This is a genomic window from Paraburkholderia agricolaris, assembly GCF_009455635.1.
GTDB classification, from domain to species: Bacteria; Pseudomonadota; Gammaproteobacteria; order Burkholderiales; family Burkholderiaceae; genus Paraburkholderia; species Paraburkholderia agricolaris.
Genome location: NZ_QPER01000002.1, coordinates 3,437,648 through 3,462,429 on the forward strand (window position 1 = coordinate 3,437,648; position 24,782 = coordinate 3,462,429).

19 protein-coding genes and 1 tRNA gene are annotated in these 24,782 nt (G+C 61.1%); 9 read left to right on the top strand and 11 right to left on the bottom strand.

The features are described from left to right. Positions 1–84: 84 nt before the first annotated feature. Positions 85–999, top strand: a complete 915-nt coding sequence (locus tag GH665_RS36650) for a LysR family transcriptional regulator (protein WP_167531057.1) — start codon at positions 85–87, stop codon at positions 997–999. 1,170 nt (positions 1,000–2,169) lie between these two features. Here the strand turns inward: GH665_RS36650 and GH665_RS36655 are convergent. From GH665_RS36655 to fdnG, 8 genes are all read right to left on the bottom strand, one after another. Further along, positions 2,170–3,423 (bottom strand): tyrosine-type recombinase/integrase, encoded by a 1,254-nt coding sequence (locus GH665_RS36655; RefSeq protein ID WP_153141905.1) that lies wholly within the window; start codon positions 3,421–3,423, stop codon positions 2,170–2,172. Between the two features lie 171 nt (positions 3,424–3,594). After that, a tRNA-Sec gene (locus GH665_RS36660) sits at positions 3,595–3,690 on the bottom strand. 48 nt (positions 3,691–3,738) lie between these two features. Further along, positions 3,739–5,652, bottom strand: a complete 1,914-nt coding sequence (selB, locus tag GH665_RS36665; RefSeq protein WP_153141906.1) for a selenocysteine-specific translation elongation factor — start codon at positions 5,650–5,652, stop codon at positions 3,739–3,741. After that, the gene (gene selA / locus GH665_RS36670) at positions 5,649–7,079 is read right to left on the bottom strand and encodes an L-seryl-tRNA(Sec) selenium transferase (RefSeq protein WP_153141907.1); all 1,431 of its coding nucleotides are present in this window, start codon (positions 7,077–7,079) and stop codon (positions 5,649–5,651) included. Before selA ends, selB begins: the two co-directional genes overlap by 4 nt. A 39-nt stretch (positions 7,080–7,118) precedes the next feature. Further along, entirely contained in the window at positions 7,119–8,114 is a 996-nt protein-coding gene (gene fdhE / locus GH665_RS36675; protein WP_153141908.1) for a formate dehydrogenase accessory protein FdhE, read from the bottom strand. A 102-nt stretch (positions 8,115–8,216) separates the two neighbouring features. Then, positions 8,217–8,882 (bottom strand): formate dehydrogenase subunit gamma, encoded by a 666-nt coding sequence (locus GH665_RS36680; protein ID WP_153141909.1) that lies wholly within the window; start codon positions 8,880–8,882, stop codon positions 8,217–8,219. Beyond that, a complete protein-coding gene (gene fdxH / locus GH665_RS36685) occupies positions 8,869–9,801 on the bottom strand; it encodes a formate dehydrogenase subunit beta (RefSeq protein WP_153141910.1) in 933 nt (310 codons plus the stop codon). Before fdxH ends, GH665_RS36680 begins: the two co-directional genes overlap by 14 nt. Before the next feature lie 9 nt (positions 9,802–9,810). Further along, on the bottom strand, positions 9,811–12,879 hold the full coding sequence (gene fdnG, locus GH665_RS36690) for a formate dehydrogenase-N subunit alpha (RefSeq protein WP_153141911.1): 3,069 nt from the start codon (positions 12,877–12,879) through the stop codon (positions 9,811–9,813). A 218-nt stretch (positions 12,880–13,097) separates the two neighbouring features. On the opposite strand from fdnG, the gene selD reads away from it, so the two are divergent. The 4 genes from selD to GH665_RS39520 all read left to right on the top strand — a co-directional run bounded on the left by selD (position 13,098) and on the right by GH665_RS39520 (position 16,579). Further along, positions 13,098–14,162 carry a selenide, water dikinase SelD gene (gene selD, locus GH665_RS36695; RefSeq protein WP_153141912.1) on the top strand — a complete coding sequence of 355 codons (1,065 nt, stop codon included), beginning with the start codon at positions 13,098–13,100 and terminating at the stop codon, positions 14,160–14,162. Positions 14,163–14,291: 129 nt separating this feature from the next. Next, positions 14,292–15,359 (top strand): tRNA 2-selenouridine(34) synthase MnmH, encoded by a 1,068-nt coding sequence (gene mnmH, locus GH665_RS36700; protein ID WP_153141913.1) that lies wholly within the window; start codon positions 14,292–14,294, stop codon positions 15,357–15,359. A 26-nt stretch (positions 15,360–15,385) separates the two neighbouring features. Next, the gene (locus GH665_RS36705; RefSeq protein ID WP_153141914.1) at positions 15,386–16,441 is read left to right on the top strand and encodes a permease; all 1,056 of its coding nucleotides are present in this window, start codon (positions 15,386–15,388) and stop codon (positions 16,439–16,441) included. A gap of 3 nt (positions 16,442–16,444) precedes the next feature. Then, entirely contained in the window at positions 16,445–16,579 is a 135-nt protein-coding gene (locus tag GH665_RS39520; protein WP_281357381.1) for a hypothetical protein, read from the top strand. Positions 16,580–16,635: 56 nt separating this feature from the next. On the opposite strand, the gene GH665_RS36710 is transcribed toward GH665_RS39520, so the two are convergent. Together GH665_RS36710 and GH665_RS36715 are read right to left on the bottom strand one after the other, a co-directional pair. Further along, entirely contained in the window at positions 16,636–17,946 is a 1,311-nt protein-coding gene (locus GH665_RS36710; RefSeq protein WP_153141915.1) for an MFS transporter, read from the bottom strand. Between the two features lie 193 nt (positions 17,947–18,139). Further along, positions 18,140–18,883 (bottom strand): GntR family transcriptional regulator, encoded by a 744-nt coding sequence (locus GH665_RS36715; protein WP_153142484.1) that lies wholly within the window; start codon positions 18,881–18,883, stop codon positions 18,140–18,142. A gap of 155 nt (positions 18,884–19,038) precedes the next feature. Here GH665_RS36715 and GH665_RS36720 point away from each other — a divergent pair, with 155 nt between their 5' ends. Together GH665_RS36720 and GH665_RS36725 are read left to right on the top strand one after the other, a co-directional pair. Then, a complete protein-coding gene (locus GH665_RS36720) occupies positions 19,039–20,337 on the top strand; it encodes an MFS transporter (protein WP_153141916.1) in 1,299 nt (432 codons plus the stop codon). Between the two features lie 2 nt (positions 20,338–20,339). After that, entirely contained in the window at positions 20,340–21,227 is an 888-nt protein-coding gene (locus tag GH665_RS36725; protein ID WP_153141917.1) for an amidohydrolase family protein, read from the top strand. Between the two features lie 104 nt (positions 21,228–21,331). On the opposite strand, the gene GH665_RS36730 is transcribed toward GH665_RS36725, so the two are convergent. Further along, the gene (locus tag GH665_RS36730; RefSeq protein ID WP_153141918.1) at positions 21,332–22,654 is read right to left on the bottom strand and encodes an MFS transporter; all 1,323 of its coding nucleotides are present in this window, start codon (positions 22,652–22,654) and stop codon (positions 21,332–21,334) included. Between the two features lie 241 nt (positions 22,655–22,895). Between GH665_RS36730 and GH665_RS36735 the strand changes: the two genes are divergently transcribed. Continuing rightward, positions 22,896–23,639, top strand: coding sequence for an IclR family transcriptional regulator (locus tag GH665_RS36735; RefSeq protein WP_153141919.1), 744 nt, complete (start codon positions 22,896–22,898; stop codon positions 23,637–23,639). A 74-nt stretch (positions 23,640–23,713) separates the two neighbouring features. Next, complete coding sequence (locus tag GH665_RS36740) at positions 23,714–24,766, top strand: cyclase family protein (protein WP_153141920.1); 1,053 nt, start codon at positions 23,714–23,716, stop codon at positions 24,764–24,766. The last annotated feature ends 16 nt before the right edge of the window (positions 24,767–24,782 follow it).

Here is a 24,782-nt window from a genome sequence, read left to right on the forward strand (position 1 = left end):
TCCATTCCTGCAGCACATTGCGAGCCACTTGACAGGACGGATCTAGCTCGTAACAGTGTTCTACGCTACGCACAAGGACATCCTATGCACCTACACTCGCGCGCGCTCTGGAATTTCGAGGAAATTCGTCGTGCTGGATCCATTCGCGCGGCTGCCCGCCGCCTCCACCTCTCGTCATCGGCCCTGAATCGACAGTTGCTCGAACTGGAGGCCGAGTTCGGACGGCCGCTTTTTGAACGTCTATCTGGCGGTTTAAAGGTAACCCCTGAAGGGGAGGTCCTTTCCCGACACGTGATAACGATGATCCAGGATGCCCAACGTATGGAGGGGGAACTGGGTTCGCTTCGCAGCGTGAGCCAAGGATCGGTTGAGATCGCAACAGTGGAGTCTTTGACTTCCGACTTCATGCCGTACGTTCTGCAGCAAATGAGGCTGCAATATCCGGCGGTTGAACTGACGGTGCGAACGGCGACGTCCTCAAGGGCGGCAGCAATGGTTGCCGAAGGAATTGCTGATCTCGCCATATGTTTCTTACGCCACAGAACACAAGATCTGAAGCAGCTAGTAGTCGGACGGTTCGACCTCGGAATCGCCGCAGTCTCCGGTCATCCACTCTCAAATAGGAAAGCGGTAAGCTTTGAAGAGTGCTTGGCGTACCCAATGATTCTTCCCACTGAGGAACTATCGATATTTGAGGAGATTGCACCACTCCTCAGCGTCAGTCCCGACAGCCTGAAGGTAGCTCTTAGAACTGGGTCGCTCGAGCTCATCCGTCGCCTGGCAGTGCAAGGACAAGGGATTGCGTTGGTCAACAGCTTCGGAATTGAGAGGGAGCTACAAGATGGGAAGTTGGTACACGTTCCTTTGACAAACGCCGCAACCAATCTCGGTATATACACGAGGGCTCAGCGGGTTCTTCCCCATGCGGTTGAGGTCTTTCTGAATTTTGCGAGTGCTGAGCTTCGAAGACGTGCTGAAGGTGGACTCCGACGGGCTTGAGTGCACCTTGAGGCCATCACCTGATGGGCCCCGTTGCGGCCTGGGACGACGAGTGGAACGCTTCGCGAGAGAGGTCGAAAAAGCGATCGGAGAGACCCGCGCGATGCGGATCATGCTGATCGAGGCGCTCATGACGAAGCCAGAACATGAAACTTCGACCGGCGATAGGCCTCTGCGCCGCGGGTGAGTGTCTTCCCTCAGCTGCGTGCCTCCCTCTGCTTGATCATTGCTTCCCTTCCAGTTCGGGTAAGGGCCTGTGATAGGCTATGCGACTGTCTAGTCGTGATGCGACGTGCAATTTGAAATCCGGGCCGGGCACTATGCGATCGTGATCCAAGGCCCGGTGCATGTTCGGCGTCAGCACGAGGCCCTCTGTGTGGATCATCGTCCTGCACTTCAATGAAAGGATGGCAATGAGCTGTTGGCGCTCCCGCAGCCAATCCACGTTGGCTCGCTCCAGAGCGGACTCTAGTGAACGACATCCCTGTCTTAAACGCACCATAAGCGGCTTCATCGGTCTACCGATCGAGGGCGCCGCCGGCATATCGCGAATTGACCTTCGACGCTTCGGGACGGATCTCACCCAGCCAATTGAAGAAGTCGGGCAAGTGGGTAACGATGCGCTCTGTGTCATGCGGCGATCGGGGCAGCTAGCAAAGCCGCGGTGGCGTCAATTCCGTCTGTGCAAATAACGTGGCCAACGTCGAATCGAGCGCCCATCAAATTAATCTCCTCGACGGCCCGCAATGTTCCAGTCGGCGAGTGAAAGATCTCGGCCGCGTCAGCGGTACAGACGTCGGGGCGTGACTAGCCGAGCCACAGGAAATCGCAACGGACAATAACCCCGTTTTTTTAAATAGAAAGTATGAAAAGCCAACTTTCCGGAGCGACGGGGATAGAGCTGGGGTCACTTCCGTTCAATCTCTGACGGATATGAACATTCGGAGTTTTGCGTATACAGATGCGTATATTTCGTGCGGAAATTTAAATTTTTTCATTTTTATTCATATATTTACACTAGCGATTCGAGTCCTCTCCTTAACCCAACGTCGTGCGACACCGACGACGAGTGGACGAGACAACTACTGGGCGGATACGCTTCTAGAAAGCGGACCGGCCTTTCAACAAGGTCGTGTTACACGCCGTTGCCGACACAGCGGCGGTATCAGCTTACGCGGCAAACGGCTGCGGCACGGCCGATATCACTGACGCCGTATGCATTTGCTGACTGGCACAGTACACACCCCAGTCTTCCATCATCACGCGCCGTCGCTCCAACTGGTCGCGACGCCGGTAGGCCACTACCGTCTGCGAAGTGATGATGTGGGCCAGCGCTTCTTCCGCTAGCGAATCCGGATATTCTGTGCATTCGGCTACCCAGTCTCGGAACGTTGACCGGAAACCATGCACGGTGATCCCGTGCCGCGACATACGTCTCAGCAGAATCAGCATCGCCATGTTCGACAATGGGTGCCCTTCCCTGCAGCCGGGAAACAGGTACCCGTATTTCGCCTTGGGAAGCGCACTACGCACGATTTCGAGGGCTCGCTGACAAAGCGGCACGCGAAGCGGCCGACCACTTTTCGTGCGGTCGCCGGGAATTGACCACACACGGTTGTCCAAGTCGAATTCCTCTGGTCGCGCAAAGCGCACCTCGTTCGTGCGGGTTGCCGTGAGGATAAGCAGGTGGAGGATCCGTGCTGCGCGCCGGGGACGTTGCTCCAGTTCGCGCACGAAACCCGGGATATCTTCCCAAGGCAACGCCGGATGATGTCTCACTTGTGACCGCTTCCTCGACCGCGGTAAGACGAGTTGCAAATGATCAACGTACCGTGCCGGGTTGCTGCCGGTGCGATGGCCCAGCACAGTCTCGGCGTCGAGGATGGCCTTGATACGGCCGCGCACGCGGCGCGCGGTCTCCGCCTTTTTCGTCCAGATCGGCTGGAGAATCCGCACGATCATCGCAGTATCGATGTCGCGCACCCGGACTTCGCCGATCACCGGATACGCGTACGTCCTGAGCGTGTTGCCCCACTGCTGGACATGCTTACGATTGCGCCACTGAGGTTCCTGTACGCGGATAAACGCTTCGGCTGCCTCATGGAAAGTTACGTTGGTATCCGAAGAGATATCAAGCAACTGTCTACGCTGCTGCTCACGCCGCGCAAGGATGGGATCAATCAGGTCTCTGACCATGTCACGGTATCCGGCGGCCAGTTTCCGCGCCTCGCCAAGCGAGACGCGCGAAAGCGGTCCGAGACCCATCTCCCGCACGCGCCCACCAAGCCTGAACCGAAACACCCATGAACGCGCACCGCTGTCAGCGATCTGCATATAGAGGCCACCGCCGTCAGCATAATGACCCGGAGTCACCTCCTTCGCGACCCGCAACGCGGTCAACCGATGCAACTGTCGTCCTGCCATGTTGCCCTCTCCTTCCTACCCACAAAACCCATGCCGCTACCCATACTTCGTGCGGAAATTGTGCGGGACCTTGATGGAAGCAGCAAGCACGTCGTTACCCATAAACCACTTTGAAATCAGCGATCTAGAGGACGTTTTCGGAACTTGCCGGAATGCCCGGGAAGCATTGACTGGCGGAAGGCAGCCGGAGTCGAACCGACCTGAGAGCGTCTGACGCCCTCAACTGGATTTGAAATCCAGCCGCACCACCGGATACGAATGCCTTCCTACGGTGATTGAACTACTCAAACGATGCCTTGCAACTCGAACGCTCGATCAAGGCAGATCGAGCCACCGCGTATCCGTACGCATCAAATGTAGGCCACGGTGGAAACGAGTATACCCAACACGATCGAAGAATTCCAAAAGCTGAATCGCGCGTTTTCGACCAAGACCGGTGACATCACGAAACGGCGCCGCCGCTACCGTACCCGCATTCTTTTGCGCTTCGGAACTTGCAATCGAGGCCAATTCGCGAATCACCTCATGGTGATAAAACAGGTCACGCACGATCTGAAAAAGCTCGCCTTGCCGCGCGAGTTTGCGCAGCAACTGCCGCACGCGATCTTCGGGCACGCCATGTGCGTTTGCCAGATCACGCACCCAGGGTGGATCGAAACGTCCTTCTTTCAGCGCCCGCAGTAACGTCACCGCGAGCGCACGATCGGCTTCGTCGAGCGTCACAGCGTGGTCCGGCAGATGCAACCACGGCCCGCGTCTGACAATCTCACCGCGTGCCGCCGCTTCGTCGACCAGCGCACGCCATAACGCGTCGTCGACGAGAGGCGCAGCCATCCGCCGCAAGCGCGAACCATCCGGGCCGAGTTCGTCCGGTGAACGCTCGTGGTACTGCTTTAGCATCGTCGTCAGCCGCGCATTCAACGCCCGCCACGACGCATCGGCAATCAACAACGCGTCATGGCCCGCAAGCTCCACAACCCGCGTATCAGACGGCAACGCAAGCACGGCCACCGGCATGCCGGTCAACCGTTCCAGCAGTGAACGGGACAAGCCGAACGGAGCCTTTGCCAGAAGCGAATCCAGTTCGCCGGTATCGAGCATGGCCTGGATCGCATCGAGCCACGCCAGTCGTTCAGCCGAGCGACGCTTGCGAGAAGGCGCAAACGGATCAAGCACATGACCGCCGCCAACCGTGCGATCAGCCTGCGCATTGCGCACCACAAAGCGGTCGCCCGGCAGCGCGCACACCGGCCGCTCAAAGACGAGTTGCGCGCGTGCCGACTGACCCGCGCCAAGTGTCTCGCCGTCGAGCAACGCGACGTGCGCCACCTGATGCTGCGTACCCAGATGAACGTGCAACGGCGCCCAATGCTCCAGCGTCAACGGAGCATCGGCAAGCAACGTGAGCATGACGTCGATACGTTCCGAGGCTTGCGACAGACGCGGATCGACAATCCAGTCACCGCGGTCGATTGCGCTCTTCTCGATACCCGCAAGGTTCAACGCGCAGCGCTCGCCTGCCCGCCCGCTCCCGGCCGGACGATTCTGCGCATGGATGCTGCGCACGCGTACAGGTTGATTCTTCGGCGCGAGCAGCATCGTGTCGCCCACCGTCACACGTCCCGACGCCACCGTCCCTGTCACGATCGTGCCCTGGCCCGTGAGCGTAAAGACCCGGTCGACCGCGAGACGGAACAGGCCGTCGTCGCGCTTCATGCGCCACTCCGCTGCCGCTGCGTGCAGATGCGCCTTCAACGCGGCTACGCCAGGGTCATCGTTATGCAGGGCGTTAGTCTCAAACACCGGCGCATCCTGCAGCACGCTGCCGCTCAGGAACGCTGTGACCTCGTCATGGACTTCCTTCAGCCGCACAGCGTCAACGCGATCTATCTTGGTCAGCGCTACCGCACCGCGCTTGATGCCGAGCAGTTCCACAATCGCCAGATGTTCCCGCGTTTGCGGCATCACGCCGTCGTCGGCAGCGATCACGAGCAAGGCGAAATCGATCCCGCTTGCGCCCGCGGTCATCGTATGGACTAGCTTTTCGTGGCCCGGCACGTCGATCAGACCGAGCACGTCGCCGTTGTCGAGCGGCACGTATGCATAGCCCAGTTCGATCGAAATGCCGCGTGCCTTTTCTTCCTTGAGACGATCCGTGTCGACGCCCGACAGCGCTCTCACCAGGCTCGTTTTGCCGTGGTCGATATGACCGGCCGTACCTACGATCATGCGTGCACGCCCTTCAGTTGCTCGATCAACTGCGCTTCATCGGCGGCTTCAAGACAGCGCAGATCGAGACGCAAAGCGTCGTCCGCGATACGGCCGATGATCGGGCGCGCCATCTCGCGCAAGCGCTTCTCGAGCGCCAGCAATTGACGGCCGCCGCGCTTGCCATCGGCCGTCCTGACGACGAGTCCGTAGCTCGGCAGCACGTCGACCGGCAACGCGCCGCTGCCGATCTGGCTGAACATTGGCTCGGCCACTACCGCGTAGCGTTCGCCAACCGCGCGCTGCAACTCGGGTTGTACCCGCTGCGCGGCGAGCCGGATATCGTCGCTCGGCCGCGTGAGCAAACGCAGCGTGGTCAGCCGTTCCGTGAGCTTCTCCGGCGCGCGGTACATCTGCAGCACGGGTTCCAGTGCTGCGAGCGTCAGCTTGCCGACTCGCAGCGCGCGCTTGAGGGGATGCTTCTTGATCCTGGCGATCAGATCGCGCCGGCCGACGATCAATCCGGCCTGCGGGCCGCCCAGCAACTTGTCACCGCTGAACGTAACAAGATCGGCGCCGGCTTCGATGGTTTCGCGCACCGTCGTCTCGCGTGGCAAGCCCCATTGCGTCAGATCAACCAGCGTGCCGCTGCCGAGGTCAACGGCAACGGCGATACCGCGCGCGTGGGCGAGCGGCGCGATGGCATCGACGCCAACCTCCTTGGTGAAGCCACTGATCGCATAGTTGCTCGCGTGGACTTTCATCAGCAGCGCCGTTTGCGGTCCAATGGCTTCGTCGTAGTCCTTTAGATGCGTGCGATTGGTGGTGCCGACTTCGCGCAGCTTCGCGCCCGCGCGGTTCATGATGTCGGGAATGCGAAACGCGCCGCCGATCTCAACCAGCTCGCCACGCGACACGATCACTTCCTTCTTCGACGCCAATGCGGACAACGTAAGCAATACGGCGGCGGCGTTGTTATTGACCACGGTCGCGGCTTCGGCGCCGGTCAGTTCGCAAATGAGTTCGTCGATCAGGTCGTCGCGATCACCGCGCTTGCCCGTGCCAAGATCGAACTCGAGATTGGCCGGCTGTGTGAGCGCCTTCATGACGGCTTGTACCGCCTCGTCCGGCAGCAAAGCGCGGCCAAGATTGGTATGCAGCACGGTGCCGGTCAGATTGAAGACACTGCGCAAGCGAGCCGCGTTACGCCGGCGCAGCGCGGCCTCGACCGAACCCCGCAGTTGCACGACATCGAGCGCGCTCACCGGCGCATCGCCAGACTGCGCACTGGCGCGCCAGGTGTCGAGCGCGTGACGCAAGGCATTCAACACCTGCGTGCGGCCGAACTCAGTCAGCAAAGCCGCAAACTCCGCCGACGCCAGCACCTTTTCCACCGAAGGCACACGCGCCATCAGCGCGCGCAATTCAGAGCCGGTTACATCGCTCACAAGGCAATCCTCTTTCTTCGGTCGAGTTTCAGTGGCACTTCAGTCCGATGCGCCGGAAGACTCAGCGGCGGTGCTACCCTGCTCCGGCCACAGCCACGGATGCGGCGACGCACGCCGATAACCTTCCGCGCCCATCAGCAGATCCAGCGTGAGACTGGCGAGATCGTCCGCGAACGGCTCGAAATCGTAATCCTTCGACTGAGTGCCGATCTTCCGGTAAGTATGGCATTCGTCACACGACTCCGCCTTCAAGGCAGCATTCCTGGAATCGGCTTCCCGGGCGGCTTCGTCCGCGCCCTGTGAGCCGACAGCGTGATAGGCAATGCCTTTGGTCGAATCGCAGTTCGAACATTTCGCACGGACCATATGCCACTCCGTGGCACACAAACCGCATTGCAGGTAACGGTAATTGTCATACGCGCCGCCCACGCGCACCAGGCTCGCTACCGGATGCGATCCGCATACCGGACACAGGCCGGGTGTCTCGAGGTACGGCACGTCGCGTCTGTCGACGTCGGCGGCAAGATCGGTCCAGACTACTTGCAGCGCAGCCATGATGAAGGGCGCGCAGGCCGGATCGACTTCGTCGAAACGCTGCGCGAAGATCGCGTCGGCCTGCGCTTCGAGCGCGGCTTGACCGAGTGTCCGCAGTCTGGCGAAGAGCGCTTCGAGCGGCGGCGTGAGCGGGCCGGCGGCTTGCACCTTGTCGACCAGTTGCAGCAAAACATCGTGCCACGCCGGATCGCGCACACCGGAGAGCGCCGGAATCAGTGGCATGGAATGCTGTTGCGCGCTCGCGATCAGCTCTGCGCCCGGCGGCTGAGCCTTGAAGCCGGCGATCACGGCTTGCTGCGCGTCCGCCAGCACGGCCATCAGGCGCAAATAACCGGCAATCGGATTGCTGAGCGCCGCCAGTTGACGCAGCCGCGCGGCACGTGCCGAAAAGACCGCCAGCCGTTCCGGCGTACGGATGCGGGGAATCGCCGTGTGATCGAGCGACTCGATGTCGCCGGCTTCAAGAATGCGTTGAACCAAAGTATCGACCTCTGAAAACTGAAGAGCCGCCGCAGTTCGTCGAACAAAGGCGGCGGCTCGGGGTACGGTGCGCGGCAAGTCGCGCCGCGCGTCTTGCCGATCCTACTTGTCGACTATTTCCTTGAACCAGTTCCGATGATGCTTTCTCGCCCACCCGTAGGTCACGGTACCGCGTGTCATCGCACCGATCGAACCCTTGACCCACAAGGCCGCGTAAATATGCACGACGATACCGACAATCAGCACGAACGCTGCCGCGGCATGAACCAATGCCGCGAGGCGGACAATCTCGATCGGGAAGTAGAACGAGAAATAGCGCCGCCAGATCACGATGCCGCTCGCCAGCAACAGGAGCAGGCAAACTACCATAGTGAAAAATAGCAGCTTTTGACCGGCGTTGTACTTCCCAATCGCGGGGAGCTTGTCCTCGCGATTGTTCAGTACGTCGTCGATCTGCCTCATCCACTGAATGTCGGCGCGGTCGAGAAGGTTGTGATGCCAGAAGCGCAACGCAAGAATCAGAAACGACAGGAACATCACGCAGCCAACAAACGGATGCAGAATCCGCGTCCATTGCCCCCCGCCGAAGATTGCGTACAGCCACGACATCGCCGGATGGAACATGGCGAGTCCGGACAGCGCCAGCAGCACGAACGTGATCGCCGTGATCCAGTGATTCGTCCGCTCGTTCGGCGTGTAGCGCTCGATCAGACTGTTGCCCCTCGCGTCTTTCAGCACAACGTGCCGATGGTTGTCAGCGTGCTTCATCGGATGCCTCCCGCGAACGGCGTGCTTCGTCGGCTTCATGCTGTGCTTCGGCTTCGTCCGCCTCCGTCACCTCGTTCGGACCAACCCGCGTGTAGTGAAAGAAACCGGCCACGGCCGCGAACGCGATACCTGCCAGCGCCAACGGTTTCGCCAACCCCTTCCACAGATAAACCATCGCGCTGATCTTTGGATTCTGCGGCAAGCCATGGTACAGCGTGGGCTTGTCGGCATGATGCAGCACGTACATCACATGCGTGCCGCCCACGCCGGCAGGATCATACAAACCAGCGTTCTGGAAGCCGCGATCCTTCAGATCTTCGATCCGGTCCGCCGCCTGCTGCTTCATGTCCTCCTTGGTGCCGAACATGATCGCGCCGGTCGGACAGGTCTTCACGCACGCAGGCTCCTGCCCCACGGCCACGCGGTCCGAACATAGCGTGCACTTGTAGGCGCGGTTGTCCTTCTTCGAAATGCGCGGCACGTTGAACGGGCAACCGGTGATGCAGTAGCCGCAGCCAATGCAGTTCTCCTCGTGAAAGTCCACGATGCCGTTCGTGTACTGCACGATCGCGCCCGGCGAAGGACATGCCTTCAGGCAGCCCGGATCCTCGCAGTGCATGCAGCCGTCCTTACGGATCAGCCACTCGAGATCGCCCTCGGTGTTCTCGTACTCCGAAAACCGCATGACGGTCCACGAATGCTCCGTCAGATCGCGCGGGTTGTCGTAGATGCCGGTTGTCGTGCCGATCTCGTCGCGCAGATCGTTCCACTCCATACAGGCGGTCTGGCACGCCTTGCAGCCGATGCATTTCGACACATCGATAAGCTTGGCGACCGTGCCCGTCACCGGCTCGCGCACTTGCGGTTCGGGCAAGGTCGTGGCCGAGAGGCGTTTGATATCCAGTGATTGCAGTGCCATCTCTTTTCCTTATGCCTTTTCGACCTTGACGAGGAACGACTTGAATTCCGGTGTTTGCGAATTCCCGTCGCCCACGGAGGGCGTCAGCGTATTGACGAGATAGCCCGGTTTCGCGAGCCCCTTGAAACCCCAATGCAGCGGCAACCCGACCGTCTGGACTTTTTTCCCTTCGATCATCAGCGGTTTGATCCGCTTGGTGACGAGCGCCACGGCAATCATGTATCCGCGATTGGACGACACCTTCACGCGGTCCCCCGCGACCACGCCCACTTCTTTCGCCAGATCCTCGCCGATCTCCACGAACTGTTGCGGCTGCACGATCGCGTTCAAACGCGCGTGCTTGGTCCAGTAGTGGAAATGTTCGGTCAGCCGATAGGTGGTCGCCGTATGCGGGAAATTCTCATGTGTGCCGAATGCGGCCCGATCGTCCGGGAACACGCGCGCCGCCGGATTGCTGACAACCGCCTTGTTGTCCGGATGCAGCGGGTTGTAACCAAGCGGCGTTTCAAACGGTTCGTAGTGCTCGGGGAATGGGCCTTCCACCAGTCCATCACGCGCGAAGAAGCGCGCCACGCCCTCCGGATTCATGATGAACGGATTCATGCCGTTTTCAGGCGGTTCGTCGACCTTGAAGTCAGGGATATCCGCACCGCTCCACGTCTTGCCGTTCCACGCAATCAGCTTGCGCGTGGGGTCGAACGGCTTGCCGCTGACGTCGCACGAGGCGCGGTTGTACAGAATCCGCCGGTTCGCGGGCCACGCCCACGCCCAGTTCAGCGTATTGCCGATACCGGTTGGGTCGGAGTTGTCGCGGCGGCCCATCTGGTTGCCCGCCTGGGTCCACGCGCCGCAGAAAATCCAGCAACCGCTGGCCGTGCTGCCGTCGTCCCGAAGCTGCGCGAAGCCCGCCAGCTGCTCGCCCTTTCTTGCGAGCACCTTGGTTTTGTCGGCGGGATCGGTCACGTCGGCCAGTGCCTTGCCATTGAATTCCATGGCGATTTCTTCAGGCGTCGGGCTTTCAGGATTTGCATACGGCCAACTCATGTTGAGAATCGGATCGGGATATTTGCCGCCCTTCTCCTGATAAGCCTTACGCATGCGCAGCCAGAGCCCGGACATGATCTCCAGATCGCTCTTCGCTTCACCGGGGCCATCCGCGCCCTGCCAGTGCCACTGCAACACGCGGCTGGAGCTGACCAGCGAACCACGCTCTTCCGCGAAACACGTGGTCGGCAAGCGGAAAACTTCCGTTTGAATCGAAGCAGGATCGACGTCGTTGAACTCGCCGAAGTTCTTCCAGAACTCGGAGGTTTCAGTGGCGAGCGGATCCATGATGACGAGCCACTTCAGCCTGGCCAGACTCGCGCCGATCTTCGCCTTGTTCGGCGCCGCGGCAAGCGGGTTGAAGCCCTGCGCGATGTAGCCGGTCATCTTGCCTTGATTCATCAGCTCGAAGACCTGCAGCATGTCGTATGACTTATCGAGCTTCGGCAGATACTCGTAGCCGAAGTTGTTCGCGGCGGTCGCGTTATCGCCCCACCACGACTTCATGAAGCTGACGTGGAAGGCGCGATAGTTGCGCCAGTAGCTGAGCTGGTTCGGCCGCAACGGCTGGGTTGCACGCTTGGCGATGTAGGCGTCGAAGTCCTGTTCGGCTTCCATCGGCAAGGTCATATAGCCCGGCAGCAGGTTCGACATCAGGCCGAGGTCGGTCAAGCCCTGGATGTTCGAGTGGCCGCGCAGCGCATTCATGCCGCCGCCGGCAATGCCGATGTTGCCCAGCAGCAATTGCACCATCGCACCGGTGCGGATGATCTGCGAGCCGACCGAATGATGGGTCCAGCCGAGCGCATACAGGATCGTGCCGGCGCGCCCAGGGACGGCCGTCGACGCCAGCATCTCGCATACCTTAAGGAATTTCTCCTTCGGCGTGCCGCAGATTTTTTCGACCTGCTCGGGCGTATAGCGCGAGTAGTGCTGCTTCATCAGCTGATAGACGCAGCGCGGGTCCTGCAGCGTCGGATCGACCTTGGCGAAGCCGTCGGCGCCGCGCTCGTAGTCCCACGAACTCTTGTCGTAGTTGCGCTTGTCCGCGTCGTAGCCGGAATACAGACCGTCGGTAAACGAAAAGTCCTCACGAACGATGAACGGCATGTCCGTGTAGTTCTTGACGTACTCGTGCTGAATCTTGTCGTTGGTGAGCAAATAGTTGATCACCCCGCCCAGGAACACGATGTCCGAGCCGGTCCGGATCTGCGCGTAATAATCCGCAACCGATGCCGTCCGCGTAAAGCGCGGATCGACCACGATCAATCTCGCCTTGCGGTGCGCCTTCGCCTCCGTGACCCACTTGAAACCGCACGGGTGCGCCTCGGCTGCATTACCGCCCATTACCAGAATCACGTCCGCGTTCTTGATGTCGACCCAATGGTTCGTCATCGCTCCACGGCCAAACGTCGGGGCAAGACCTGCCACCGTCGGGCCATGTCAGACACGCGCCTGATTATCGAATGCGAGCATGCCAAGACTGCGGACAGTCTTGTGCGTCAAATACCCTACTTCATTGCTGCCGGCCGATGCAGCGAGCATGCCGGTGGTCAGCCAGCGGTTGACCTTCTTGCCGTCTTCCGTCGTCTCGACGAAGTTGGCATCACGGTCTTCCTTCATCAACGCGGCAATGCGATCGAGCGCGTCGTCCCACGAAATCCGCTTCCATTCATTCGATCCCGCCGCACGGTACTCCGGATACTTCAGGCGGCTCGGACTGTGAATGAAGTCGATCAGGCTCGCGCCCTTCGGGCACAAGGTGCCGCGATTAACCGGATGATCGGGATCGCCTTCGATGTGGATGATGCTGGACTTTGCATTCTTGGCGTTGTCGCCCAGTCCGTACATCAGGATGCCGCAGCCCACCGAGCAGTACGGGCAGGTGTTGCGGGTTTCAGTTGTGCGCAACAGTTTGTACTGACGGACTTCGGCTAGCGCCGGTGCCGGAGAAAAGCCCATGAGGGCCAAACTTGATCCGGCGAGCGTGGTAGCGGAGACCTTCAGAAACTGTCGCCGGGACATGTGGGTCATGTAATGGCCTCGGCTCTTTTTAGGATACTAATAACGATTATAGAGGCCGATATGAAGTCCTGCAGCCAGACCGCACATCTAATTAGCATTGTTAAATATGAAGTGTGACAGCCGGTTTTCGCCGAGCCATGCAACGCCTCGGTCCTGCCCATTGTTCTGCGCCTCGTACGAACAACCGCCATAATGCGATCATCCGAAGCCCGAAATCCGCACCGCATATGACCGACACCGCCCCCACCGCCAACCCTTCGCCCCGCCTGACCAGCCTGTCGCACGGCGGCGGCTGCGGTTGCAAGATCGCCCCTGGCCTGCTCGCCGATCTGCTCAAGCGCAGCGCGCCGCTGCCGTTCTTTCCCGACCTGCTGGTCGGCAACGATACCGCCGACGACGCCGCCGTCTACCGGCTCAACGACGAGCAGGCGATCGTCGCCACCACCGACTTCTTCATGCCGATCGTCGACGATCCGTTCGACTTCGGCCGGATCGCCGCCACCAATGCGCTGTCGGACGTCTACGCGATGGGCGGCAAGCCGATCATGGCGCTGGCGATCGTCGGCATGCCGATCAACGTGCTGCCGCACGAGGTGATCGCGGCGGTGCTGAAGGGCGGCGAGTCGGTCTGCGCGGAAGCCGGCATTCCCCTCGCCGGCGGCCATTCGATTGACTCGGTGGAGCCGATTTATGGCCTGGTCGCGATCGGCGTGGTCGATCCGCGGCGTGTCAAACGCAATGTCGGCGCGCGGCCAGGCGACGTGCTGATCCTCGGCAAGCCGCTGGGCGTGGGTGTGCTGTCGGCGGCATTGAAAAAAGACCGGCTCGATTCAAACGGTTATGCCGCGATGATCGCGGCCACAACCAAACTCAACCGGCCGGGCGCGGCACTATCCGCGCTCGACGGCGTGCATGCACTCACGGACATCACCGGTTTTGGCTTGCTGGGCCATACGCTGGAATTGGCCCGCGGTTCGAATCTGACTGCCCGCGTGCGCTATGCGGATTTGCCTTGGTTGCCGGACGTGGTCGACTTTGCTGAAGCCGGCATTTTTACCGGCGCTTCGGGACGCAACTGGGACGCATACGGTAAAGACATCGTGTTGCCGGCCTCACTGCCGTCGACGGCCCGCACCCTGCTCACCGATCCGCAAACCTCGGGCGGCTTGCTGGTTTCGTGCGCACCGGACGCGGTCGACGAGGTGCTCGCCCTGTTCCGCGCCGACGGTTTCGCCGACGCGCGCGTGATCGGCGACATGGTCAGCGGAGAAGGGCGAGTCGAAGTGCTCTAAGGAGCAGGCCGGCTAACGGACGAGCTGAACCTCAGCGCCCGAAGGCCCGGCTGGGCGGCCCGCCAGCCCGCATTCACGGCGCATGCGATAATTTCGCTTCTCCAGCCGGTCTGTTTCGCCCGTAACCCCTTGAAAAACCTACTCGTCAGCCTCGATCAAGCCGGTGATTTCGATGAAATCATCGACGTGCGCACGCCTCTCGAATTCGCCGAAGATCACATTCCCGGCGCGCTGAATGCGCCTGTGCTGAGCAACGAAGAGCGTGTCCTGGTCGGCACGACCTACAAGCAGGTTTCGCCGTTCGAAGGCACGCGGATCGGCGCGGCGCTGGTGGCGCGCAACATCGCGCACCATCTGGAAACGACGTTTGCCGACCGGCCGCGCAACTGGCGGCCGCTGATCTACTGCTGGCGCGGCGGAAAGCGCTCGGGTTCGGTCACGACGCTCTTCAATATGATCGGCTGGCCGGCTCGCCAACTGGACGGCGGTTATAAAACCTACCGGCGCGCGACGCTGGACACGCTCGACGCGTTGCCGAAACAGTTCAGGTATATCGCACTGGTCGGCCCGACGGGCAGCGGCAAGACGCGTCTGCTCGAAGCGCTGCATCAGGCGGGCGCGCAAACGCTGGACCTCGAAGCATTGGCGGCGCATCGCGGCTCGCTGCTGGGCGCATGGGCGGGTGTCGCACAGCCGTCGCAAAAGCGCTTCGACACGTTGCTGGTGTGCGCCCTGCGCGGCTTCGATCCCAAGCGGCCGGTTTTCGTCGAAGCGGAGAGCCGGCGGATCGGTTCGATTATGCTGCCGCTCGCGCTGCTCGACACGTTTCACCAGGCCGCCTGCGTCGACGTGCTGTCGAGCCACGAAGACCGCGCGGCGTTCCTGCTGCACGACTATGCGCATCTGTTCGACGACCCCGAAGCATTGAAAGCGCAACTGCAGAAGATGATCGGTTTGCATAGCCGCGAACGTGTCATGGGCTGGCAACGGCTCGTCGACGAAAATGGCCGCGTGGAGCTTGCTCGCGAGTTGATCGAACGGCACTACGATCCGGCCTACGCGCGCAGCAGCCATCAACATTTCGTCTGCCTGCCGGACGCGCTGCCAATTCATTTCCGGCCCAATGATGCCGATGTCGTTGAACAGGCCAAAGCACTGCTTGCGCAACTCGATCACAGCGCGCTCGCTGTGAGCTGATCAAAAAAACTAACGCTAAGACCATCATGCAATCAACCCTTCGACAGCCCCGCGTCGCCCTTGGCTGGATCGTGTTTCTGCTGATCGCCGTCGTCGGCCTCTTCTACGTGAAGTGGTTCCCGTACTACAACCGCGCCTTCGTTGCCGCGAGCCAGCACTCCATCGGCAAGTCGATCCTGATGGGCACGTCCTCGAGCGCCCCGGCGGCATCGTGGCAGGCGGCCATCGATTACGCGCTGGCCTACGGTAAGGCGATCTGGCAAGCCATGGTGCTTGGCCTTCTGCTGGGCTCGGCGGTGCAGGCGCTGATTCCGCCGCAGTGGGTCGCGCGTGCGCTCGGCCGGACCGACTTCAGCAGCGTGGTGAAGGGTGGCCTGATGTCGTTGCCGGGCATGATGTGCACGTGCTGCGCGGCGCCGGTCGTGGCCGGTTTGCGCGCCCGCCAGGCGGCGCCGGGCGCGGCGATCGCGTTCTGGCTCGGTAACACCGCTCTCAACCCGGCCACGCTGATCTTCATGGGTTTCGTGCTCGGCTGGCAATGGATGGGCTTGCGGCTCGCCCTGGGCCTCGTGACGGTGTTCGGGCTCGGCTATCTGGTGAACCGGATGGTGACGCCGAAAGAAGCCGAAGCCTCGCGCGAAGCGATGGCGCAACTCGTCACCACCGACAATCCGGGCACCGCGTTCACACGCTGGGTGAAAATCCTCGGCACCATGACGCTGCGGCTGATTCCTGAATACATCGTGCTGGTGCTGATTCTCGGCGCGGCGCGGGCATGGCTGTTTCCGCACATTGGACCTGGCATCGACAACAGCCTGCTGTGGATCGTCGCTTTGTCGATTGCCGGCACCTTGTTCGTGATCCCGACCGCGGGCGAAGTGCCGATCATCCAGGCCATGCTGTCGTTCGGCATGGCCGCCGGCCCGGCCGGCGCGTTGCTGATGACGTTGCCGCTGATCAGCGTGCCGTCCATGGCGATGCTCGGCCGCTCATTTCCGAAGCGCGTGCTGACGGTGGTCGCACTCGCGGTTGTGGTTTGCGGAGTGGTCAGCGGCTTGCTGGCTATCGCATTGGGGTTTTAAGGCATGAAACGCATTGCAGCATTCGCCGCGACGAGCTGGTCAGCCGCGGCCCTTCTTTACTTCGGACAGCATTCGGTAGCGCTGATCGTGGTCAGCGGGGTGGTCGCGCTGGCCGGCTTCGATCTGTTCCGGCCGTAAAGCGCGATACGTTCGTGTGGCCAGCCGGATTCTTCGGCGCCGCGCCGACACGCAACCTACGTTGAACGAATCGCCGCCGACTCGAGCACCATCCTGCGCCGCGCACCGATCAGCGCGGCGAGCGCGGTGCCAATCCCCAACGCGAACAGGCACGCCGTAGGCACCAGCATCGGCGCGACCTGACTGTGCGCCACCTTGCCGACGTAAGGCATCAGATTCTGTCCGGCAAAGCCGCCCAGATTGCCGATCGCGTTGATCGCCGCCACGCTCGCCGCGGCTCTTGCGCCAGAAAAGAAGCGCGGGGGCAACGACCAGAAACATGGATAGAGCAACGGAATGCACGCCCCGCCCAGACATAGCGCGGCAAAGCGCAACGACGCGGTCGGCAACACGAGGCTCGACGCGAAGCAAACAACGCCGATGCCGGCCACCCCGCTCATCGCCTTCAGCACGACGCGCTCACGTTTGAGCTTACCGGGCAGCCACAGCAGAAGCAGTGTCGCGAGCGCCCACGGAATCATGTTCAACACACCGTTAAGCGACGACGATACGCCATCGCTTTTCAGCAGCGTCGGCATCCAGTAAGTCACGCCGTACAACGACGTCGACATCAACATGTATGTCAGCGCGAACATGAGAACCTTCGGATCGAGCAGCGCACCCCAAGGCCGGCTCGATTTGGCGTCCTCCGACGCTTCCCGCTTCAGCGCGGCGACGACGACATCCTTCTCCTGCTGCGAGAGAAACGGCGCGTCCTGCACTGAATTCGGCAAGAACTTGAGCGCGACAAACGCAATCAGAATGGCGGGAATACCGGTGGCGATAAACACCCACTGCCAACCCGCAAAGCCCCATGTACCGCCCAACGTCAGCAGAAGACCGCCCACCAGCGAGCCCAGCATGTTGGCGAGCGAACTGCCCAGCGTGAAGAAGCCCAGCACTTTGGTGCGATAGCTTTGTGGGAACCACTGCGTCAGGTAGTAGATGACGCCGGGATAAAAACCGGCTTCGGCCACACCCAGTGCGAAGCGAAACGAATAGAAGACGGGCAGCGAACGCGCGAATGCCATCAGTACCGTGACCACGCCCCAGGTCATCATGATGCGGGCGAGCCAGGTCCGCGCGCCGAAACGATGCAGCGCCAGCGTGCTGGGCACCTCGAAAATGAGGTAGCCGATGAAGAAAAGCGAAGCCCCCAGCCCGTATGAAGCTTCCGTCATGCCAAGGGCATGCACCATCTCCAGCTTGGCGAAACCGACGTTCTGGCGGTCGATAAACGAAATCAGAAACATGACGATCAGCAGCGGCATCAGCCGCCACGCCATCTTCTTCATTACCTGCTGCTCAAATCCTGCCTGCGTAGACATGTCCGCTCCGATTTTCTCGCCGGCCGCCGTCGACGCTCGTCAGGCGGCAGGTCAGCCGCTACGTCTAGGGAAAGTGAGGGAACGGCCAGATATGATGTAGTCATATATATGTTTATATGAACCGGCCTCGAGCGCCATGGGGTGATACCCCAATAGGCGCATACGGTCTGCGAGATTCCAGCGGGTCGCTGGCTTAGCGGATTTCCACCTGGTACTGAAACGTCGCGGCAGCGCCGCGAGTGCTGCGCCATTCGAACGGCGTGCCGGCGAAGTCCGACGCGACACGCTGAACCTGAATGACGGGACTGCCGGACGCTACATCGAGAAGCAAAGCATCTTCGGCCGTGGCCTGTTCTACATTTAGAATTTCCGTGGCGGACGCCACGATCTGCCGGCACAGACGTTCGTACAACGGGTACAGCAGGTCTTCGAAATCGCCGAGCGGTAGCGTGGCCAAGGGTTCGAAACGCGCACGCGGCAACCAGATTTCTTCCGACAGAACCGCCTGACCTTCGATCAGGCGCACACGCGACAAATGGATCGCTTTCTCGGCGGCTTTCATTCCCAGAGCAGCGCGAATTTCTTCGCGAGGCTTCACGATTTCGCGCTTGAGCACGCGCGCTGTCGGCCGCACCGGTTTGCCGTCGCGCGACTTAAAGCGAAAGAAGCGAAACAGCGACGAATCGAAACGCGGCCGCCGGATGAAGGTGCCCTTGCCCTGGCTGCGCGTGAGCACGCCGTCGGCAACAAGCAGATCAATCGCCTTGCGAACCGTTCCAGTGGAGACGTTATAGAACTGCCCCAACTCCGCCTCTGTGGCAATGGCTTCCTCGAGCGCCCATTCGCCTGCAGCAATGCGGCCAACCAGATCGTCACGCAATTGCTGATAACGGGGCAGCCGATCGTCCGGCTTGGTCACAAAAGAGGCCGCTTGCATGGTGCTCATATAGTTGTTCAGAGGAGTAACTACTGTACAACATCGCGCGACAACGACGTGAGCAAGGGTTAATACTCAATGACTTTCCACGGCGTTACGGCCATCATTCATGTAGTCATATATATGACTACATGAATGGCATAACGGAGACGGCTATGTTCACGTGGTACAAGCAGGGCACGCCCCTGGAACGCAACACATTTTGGGGATGCTTTGCGGGTTGGGGACTCGACGCGCTCGACGTGCAGATGTTCACCCTGGCCATTCCTGCGATCATTGCCGCGTATGGCATCGATCACACGCAGGCCGGCGCGATCAGCAGCGTGACGCTGATATCTTCAGCGCTTGGCGGTTGGATCGCGGGGGCATTGTCGGACCGCCTTGGCCGCGTCCGGACCTTGCAAATAACGATCCTCTGGTTTGCCGGCTTCACGTTCCTCTGCGCGTTCGCGCAAAACTTCCCCCAGCTGCTGGTTCTCAAAGCGCTCCAAGGATTCGGGTTCGGCGGCGAGTGGGCAGCAGGCGCGGTATTGATGGCGGAAACCATTCGTACCGAACATCGCGGCAAGGCCATGGGCGCCGTGCAAAGCGCCTGGGCGGTTGGCTGGGGGGCAGCCGTGCTGGTGTATGCCGTGGCGTTCTCGTGGTTACCGTCGGACACCGCATGGCGCGTGATGTTCGCCGTCGGCCTGGTGCCGGCCGGCCTGGTTCTATTCGTACGGCGCAATCTGAAGGAGCCGGCGCGCGTCGCGCCGGTAAGCACTGCACCTAGCACCTCCGTGCTCGGGCAGATCACCCAGGTTTTTCAGCCGCGTGTGCTCAAAACCACCGTGATCGGCGCCGTGCTCGGCACCGGCGCGCATGGCGGGTACTACGCGATCATGAGCTGGCTGCCCACCTTCCTTGCCAAAGAGCGGCACCTGTCGGTTCTGAACACCGGCGGCTATCTGGCGGTGGTCATCGTAGCGTTCTGGTGCGGCTGCATGGCGAGCGCCTATCTGCTGGATCGCATTGGGCGCCGGCGCAATATCGCCCTCTTCGCGTTCTGCTGCATCGTCACGGTTCTCGCTTACGTAATGCTGCCGCTGACCAACACGCAAATGCTCGTGCTCGGCTTCCCGCTCGGCTTGTTCGCCGCCGGCATTCCTGCCAGCCTCGGTCCGCTTTTCAACGAACTGTATCCGGCCGACATGCGTGGCACGGGCGTCGGATTCTGCTACAACTTCGGACGGATCGCCTCAGCGGGCTTCCCTGTCCTCGTCGGCTATATGAGTCATTCGATGTCTCTGGGCATGGCAATCGGCATCGATGCTGCCATTGCTTACGGCCTCGCGATGGTCGCGGTGTTGCTGCTTCCCGAGACCCGCGGTAAGCGTCTGCGTGGCGCGGTCGCTGAATCGGCAGCCGATGCCGTCGACTCTGCGCGCCTGAACCTGGACACGCCGCGGAACTGATCATGAGTGACCCTGCATTGCTCACCCAGTCCCGCGGTTGTCGAGTCGACACTCACGCGCACGTCTTCGAAAAAGGCTTACCGCTCACGGATGGCCGGCGCTACGCGCCGGACTACGACGCGACGCTCGACACCTATTTGCAGCTACTGAACGCGCACGGCATCGAGCGTGCGGTTCTGGTGCAGCCGAGCTTTCTCGGGACGGACAATCGCTACCTGCTGCAAGCACTCTCGCGAGACAGGCGTTGCTTGAGGGGCGTAGCGGTGGTCACGCCCGACGTGTCCGAAAAAGAGTTGGCCGCGCTGCACGCGCAAGGCGTAACCGGCATACGGCTCAATCTGATCGGGCAGGCGTTACCCGATCTGGCAGCGAGTTCATGGCCCCCATTGCTCGAACGATTGTCGGAACTGGGCTGGCACGTCGAATTACACCGCAATTCGCAAGACCTGGCACCAATGCTCGACCGGCTGCTGGAGGCCGGAGTACCTGTGGTCGTCGATCATTTTGGACGTCCCGACCCTCAGAAAGGCATTCGCGACCCCGGCTTCAGAACCTTGCTCGGGTATGGCAAAACGGGGCGCGTGTGGATCAAGGTTTCGGGCGCCTACCGATGCGCGGCGCCGGGTTCCGATTTTGTGCGTGAGGCTACCGGTCAGCTCGTCGAACACTTCGGCGCCGCGCGGCTGATGTGGGGCAGCGACTGGCCTCACACTCAGCACGAACAGGTGATGAACTACGGCAAGTCGTTATCGACGCTGCTGGAACCCGGCCTGGATGCAACGGCGATCAACGCGATTCTATGTACAACCCCCGCGTCGTTCTACGGCTTCGAACAGAAGGCCGGGAAAGGCGACGCGTCGACAACAACGCTACTTCAACGCGCTTCCTGAGCGAAGCCGCCACGCCAAAGACGCCAAAGTCCGCCGAGCCTCATCGGCAACGGCGGACGGCTTCTTCAGGCGCTAGTGGCAACGCCCGTTCTGCTCAATAGCGATCAGCTCTGCGCCATCGCGGCCGAACGTGCAGCGTCGCGCGCGCCCTCCTGATGCATGCGCGTGATCAATCCCAGCGCGCAGAACAGCGTAATCAGCACGTGCAGGATCCCCAATGCGACGACGGAAAGAATCGAACCGGTTGCGCCCAGCAGGTACTGTCCGAGAATCGGCGTGGTGCCGGCGAACACCATGCCGCAAATCTGATAGGAAAGCGAAATACCGGTGTAGCGCACCTGAACCGGAAACGACTTCGCCAGAATGCCGGCCATCGCCGCGTAATACAGCGAGTGCGGAATCGAGGCGAGCGCCATGCCCAGCATCGCGAGCTTGGTCGAGCCGGTGGCGATCAGTGAGAACATCAGCGGCAACGCGACGATCTCCGGCACCAGCATGTAAATGACCGCTTTTTTCAGGTCCATTTTTGTGGCGAGCACCGCGCCGAACGGCTGCACGATGAGTTGCACGATGATCGCACCGGTAATCACCGTGAGAAACTGCGTGCGATCGAAACCGATGCTCGTAACGGCCCACGACAATGCAAACGTCGTCTTGAAGTAAGTCGCCGACAGGCCGATCACACAAGCGCCCACGCCCATTGCCACCAGACCTTTATGGTTGCGCAACACTTCGCCGATCGGCAGTTTCGCGACCTTGTTCTTGTCCTTCAACTCCTGCATGGCCGGCGACTCTTCGACGCTCATGCGGATAAACATGCCGACCACCACCAGCAACGCCGAGAACAGGAACGGAATGCGCCAACCCCATGTCATGAACTGATGATCCGGCAGCATCGAGGTCAGCAGAAAGGCCACCGTTGCCAGCAAATTGCCGGCGGGCGAGCCTTGTTGCGCGAAAGCGGAATAGAGAATTTCCTTGCCCTTCGGCGCATGTTCCGACGACAGCACCACAGCGCCACCCCATTCACCCCCCATCGCCACACCCTGCATCAGGCGGAACAGAATCAGCAGCGCGGGAGCCAGCAGCCCGACCTGGTTGTAGGTGGGCAACAAACCCATGCCGGTCGTGCAGCACCCCATCAGCATTAGCGTGATGATCAGCGTTTTCTTGCGGCCGACCTTGTCGCCCAGGTGCCCAAAGATGATCCCGCCGATCGGCCGCGCCAGAAAACCTACCCAGAAAGTCGCGAACGCCGCCAGCGTACCGGCCAGCGCGGAGGTGGTCGGGAAGAAGATCTTGCCGAGCACTAGCGCCGCCGCCGTGCTGTACGCATAGAAGTCATACCATTCGATCGTTGTCCCAACGAATGATGCGATACCCGCTTTGCGGGCATTCCGGTGTTGCGTTTCGAGCGTGAGCGCCATCGTGATACGTCTCCGTTTGTGTCGCGAATGCACGGGGTGGATTCAATCTCCATTCACCGCATTTGTTCGATTAATGAACTTACTTTCCATTAGCGAACAAGAAGCGCGACTATAGGGATCGCTCGCAACGGGCGTCAATTAAGGGATTACCCGCAGTCACCTCAGGATAAGACCTCGGGCGAACTAGGTGTATACCCCTTCCCTATTGCCATCCAGTTATCGAAATGTCGATAATATTCTCATGGATGTGAAAACTGCAGTGCGCGTCTTCGACGTGATAAACCTCTTTGCCGAAGTGCGGCAACCCATGATCTACAGCGAAATCGCGCGTCGAACCGAGATCCCGCTGTCGAGTTGCCACGCGCTTTTGCAAACCATGGTCGCCAAGGGCTACCTCTACGCGCCGGGCGTGAAGGCCGGCTATTACCCCACGCAACGGCTACTGCACGTGGCGCGCGACATTTGCAGCGAAGACCCGCTGACGCTGTTGTTCCAGCCGCTGCTCACGTCCCTGCGCGACGCCACTGGTGAGACCGCGGCGCTCGCCACGCTGGCCGGCAACCGCGTCGTCTACCTCGACGTGATGGAGTCGCGCCAGAAGATCCGCTATAGCGACGAACCCGGCGGCTTCATGTACGTGCATGCCAGCGCGGCGGGCAAGGCGTTGCTCGGTGCCCTCTCGGCGGATGCGCGCCGCAAGCTGCTCGACAGTTGCGAGCCGTGGAGCGCGTCGACCGATGGCACGGTGATCGATCGCAAAACACTGGAGATCGAAGTCGAGCAAGGCGTGAAAAACGGCTGGCATCGCTCGACGGGTGAAAACGTCGAAGACGTGGCCGGGTTGGCGCGTGGCTTCCTGATTCACGGCGAGGCGTTCGCACTTGTGATCGGCGGCCCGAAAGCCCGGCTCCTGAAGAACGAACCCCGCGCGATCGAAGCGCTGCTTGAAATTTACGGCCAGATCCCGCCTGCCCTGCTGGCGTGAGGATGTGCTGCACGGCTCGGCGCCGCGTGTGCGGGCAGTGCAGCGCTTAGGCCAGATCGGTAGAGGAAGCTGAAATGCGCTGGAAGAACAAACCCGAAGGATCCAACTGGGGCGACTTCGGCCCCGACGACCAACTCGGCCGGCCGAATCTGATCGGCACGGAACAGGTGCTCAAAGGCGCGCGTGAAATCCGCGCGGGGTTGAGCTTCTGCCTTTCGCTGCCACTCGACTTTCCCGGCGACAACAAGCTGAACGTGCGCCGTCATCCGCCCGTGCTGCGCCCGACCTTCAGGGACGATCTGCCCTACGTCAACTTCCCGCTTGCGCGCAACGAAGCGGGCGCCACCGACGTGCTCAGCGACGATCAGGTGCTGCTGAGCCTGCAGTACTCGACACAATGGGATTCGCTCGCGCACGTGGGCGCTCGTTTCGACGCAAACGGCGACGGTGTACCCGAGAGCGTCTACTACAACGGCTACCGTGCCAATGCGGATATCGTCGGTCCGATCGAGTATCGGGCGGATGAAGGCTTCGCGCCGCATGCCTGCGGCGGCGAACACAGCCACGCCGACGTGCTCGGCATCGAGAATCTTGCCGTGAAGGGCATGCAGGGGCGTGGCGTACTGGTCGATCTGGTGGCGCACTATGCACGCGAATATCGAACGGTCGGCTACGACGATCTGATGTTCGCGATCGAAGCCGATCGTGTCGAGATCGAGCCTGGCGACATGCTGGTGCTGCGTACCGGTTTCGCCGAGATGGTGCTGGAGATGAACCGCCAGCCCGACGAGTCAGTGCTCAACGCTCATTGCTGCGCACTCGATGGGCGCGACGAACGTCTGCTGCAATGGATCACCGACTCCGGCATCGCCGCGCTCGCTGCGGACAACTACGCGGTGGAACGCTTTCCGGCGCGCGCGCCAACCACGCCGGGCGAGCATCCGTTGTTGCCGCTGCATCACCATTGCCTGTTCAAGCTCGGCTTACCGCTAGGCGAACTCTGGTACCTGCACGACCTCGCCGCGTGGCTGCGTGCGAACGGCCGCTCGCATTTCATGCTGACGGCGCCGCCGCTCCGGTTGCCCGGCGCGATGGGTTCGCCGGTCACACCGATCGCCACTGTCTAAGTCTTCCTCTTTTACT

Coding starts and splice junctions, on each gene's coding strand:
- GH665_RS36650 (WP_167531057.1), top strand. CDS start 85: ATGCACCTACACTCGCGCGCGCTCTGGAATTTCGAGGAAATTCGTCGT.
- GH665_RS36655 (WP_153141905.1), bottom strand. CDS start 3,423: ATGGCAGGACGACAGTTGCATCGGTTGACCGCGTTGCGGGTCGCGAAG.
- selB (WP_153141906.1), bottom strand. CDS start 5,652: ATGATCGTAGGTACGGCCGGTCATATCGACCACGGCAAAACGAGCCTG.
- GH665_RS36680 (WP_153141909.1), bottom strand. CDS start 8,882: ATGAAGCACGCTGACAACCATCGGCACGTTGTGCTGAAAGACGCGAGG.
- fdxH (WP_153141910.1), bottom strand. CDS start 9,801: ATGGCACTGCAATCACTGGATATCAAACGCCTCTCGGCCACGACCTTG.
- selD (WP_153141912.1), top strand. CDS start 13,098: ATGACCGACACCGCCCCCACCGCCAACCCTTCGCCCCGCCTGACCAGC.
- GH665_RS36705 (WP_153141914.1), top strand. CDS start 15,386: ATGCAATCAACCCTTCGACAGCCCCGCGTCGCCCTTGGCTGGATCGTG.
- GH665_RS39520 (WP_281357381.1), top strand. CDS start 16,445: ATGAAACGCATTGCAGCATTCGCCGCGACGAGCTGGTCAGCCGCGGCC.
- GH665_RS36710 (WP_153141915.1), bottom strand. CDS start 17,946: ATGTCTACGCAGGCAGGATTTGAGCAGCAGGTAATGAAGAAGATGGCG.
- GH665_RS36715 (WP_153142484.1), bottom strand. CDS start 18,883: ATGCAAGCGGCCTCTTTTGTGACCAAGCCGGACGATCGGCTGCCCCGT.
- GH665_RS36720 (WP_153141916.1), top strand. CDS start 19,039: ATGTTCACGTGGTACAAGCAGGGCACGCCCCTGGAACGCAACACATTT.
- GH665_RS36725 (WP_153141917.1), top strand. CDS start 20,340: ATGAGTGACCCTGCATTGCTCACCCAGTCCCGCGGTTGTCGAGTCGAC.
- GH665_RS36730 (WP_153141918.1), bottom strand. CDS start 22,654: ATGGCGCTCACGCTCGAAACGCAACACCGGAATGCCCGCAAAGCGGGT.
- GH665_RS36735 (WP_153141919.1), top strand. CDS start 22,896: ATGGATGTGAAAACTGCAGTGCGCGTCTTCGACGTGATAAACCTCTTT.
- GH665_RS36740 (WP_153141920.1), top strand. CDS start 23,714: ATGCGCTGGAAGAACAAACCCGAAGGATCCAACTGGGGCGACTTCGGC.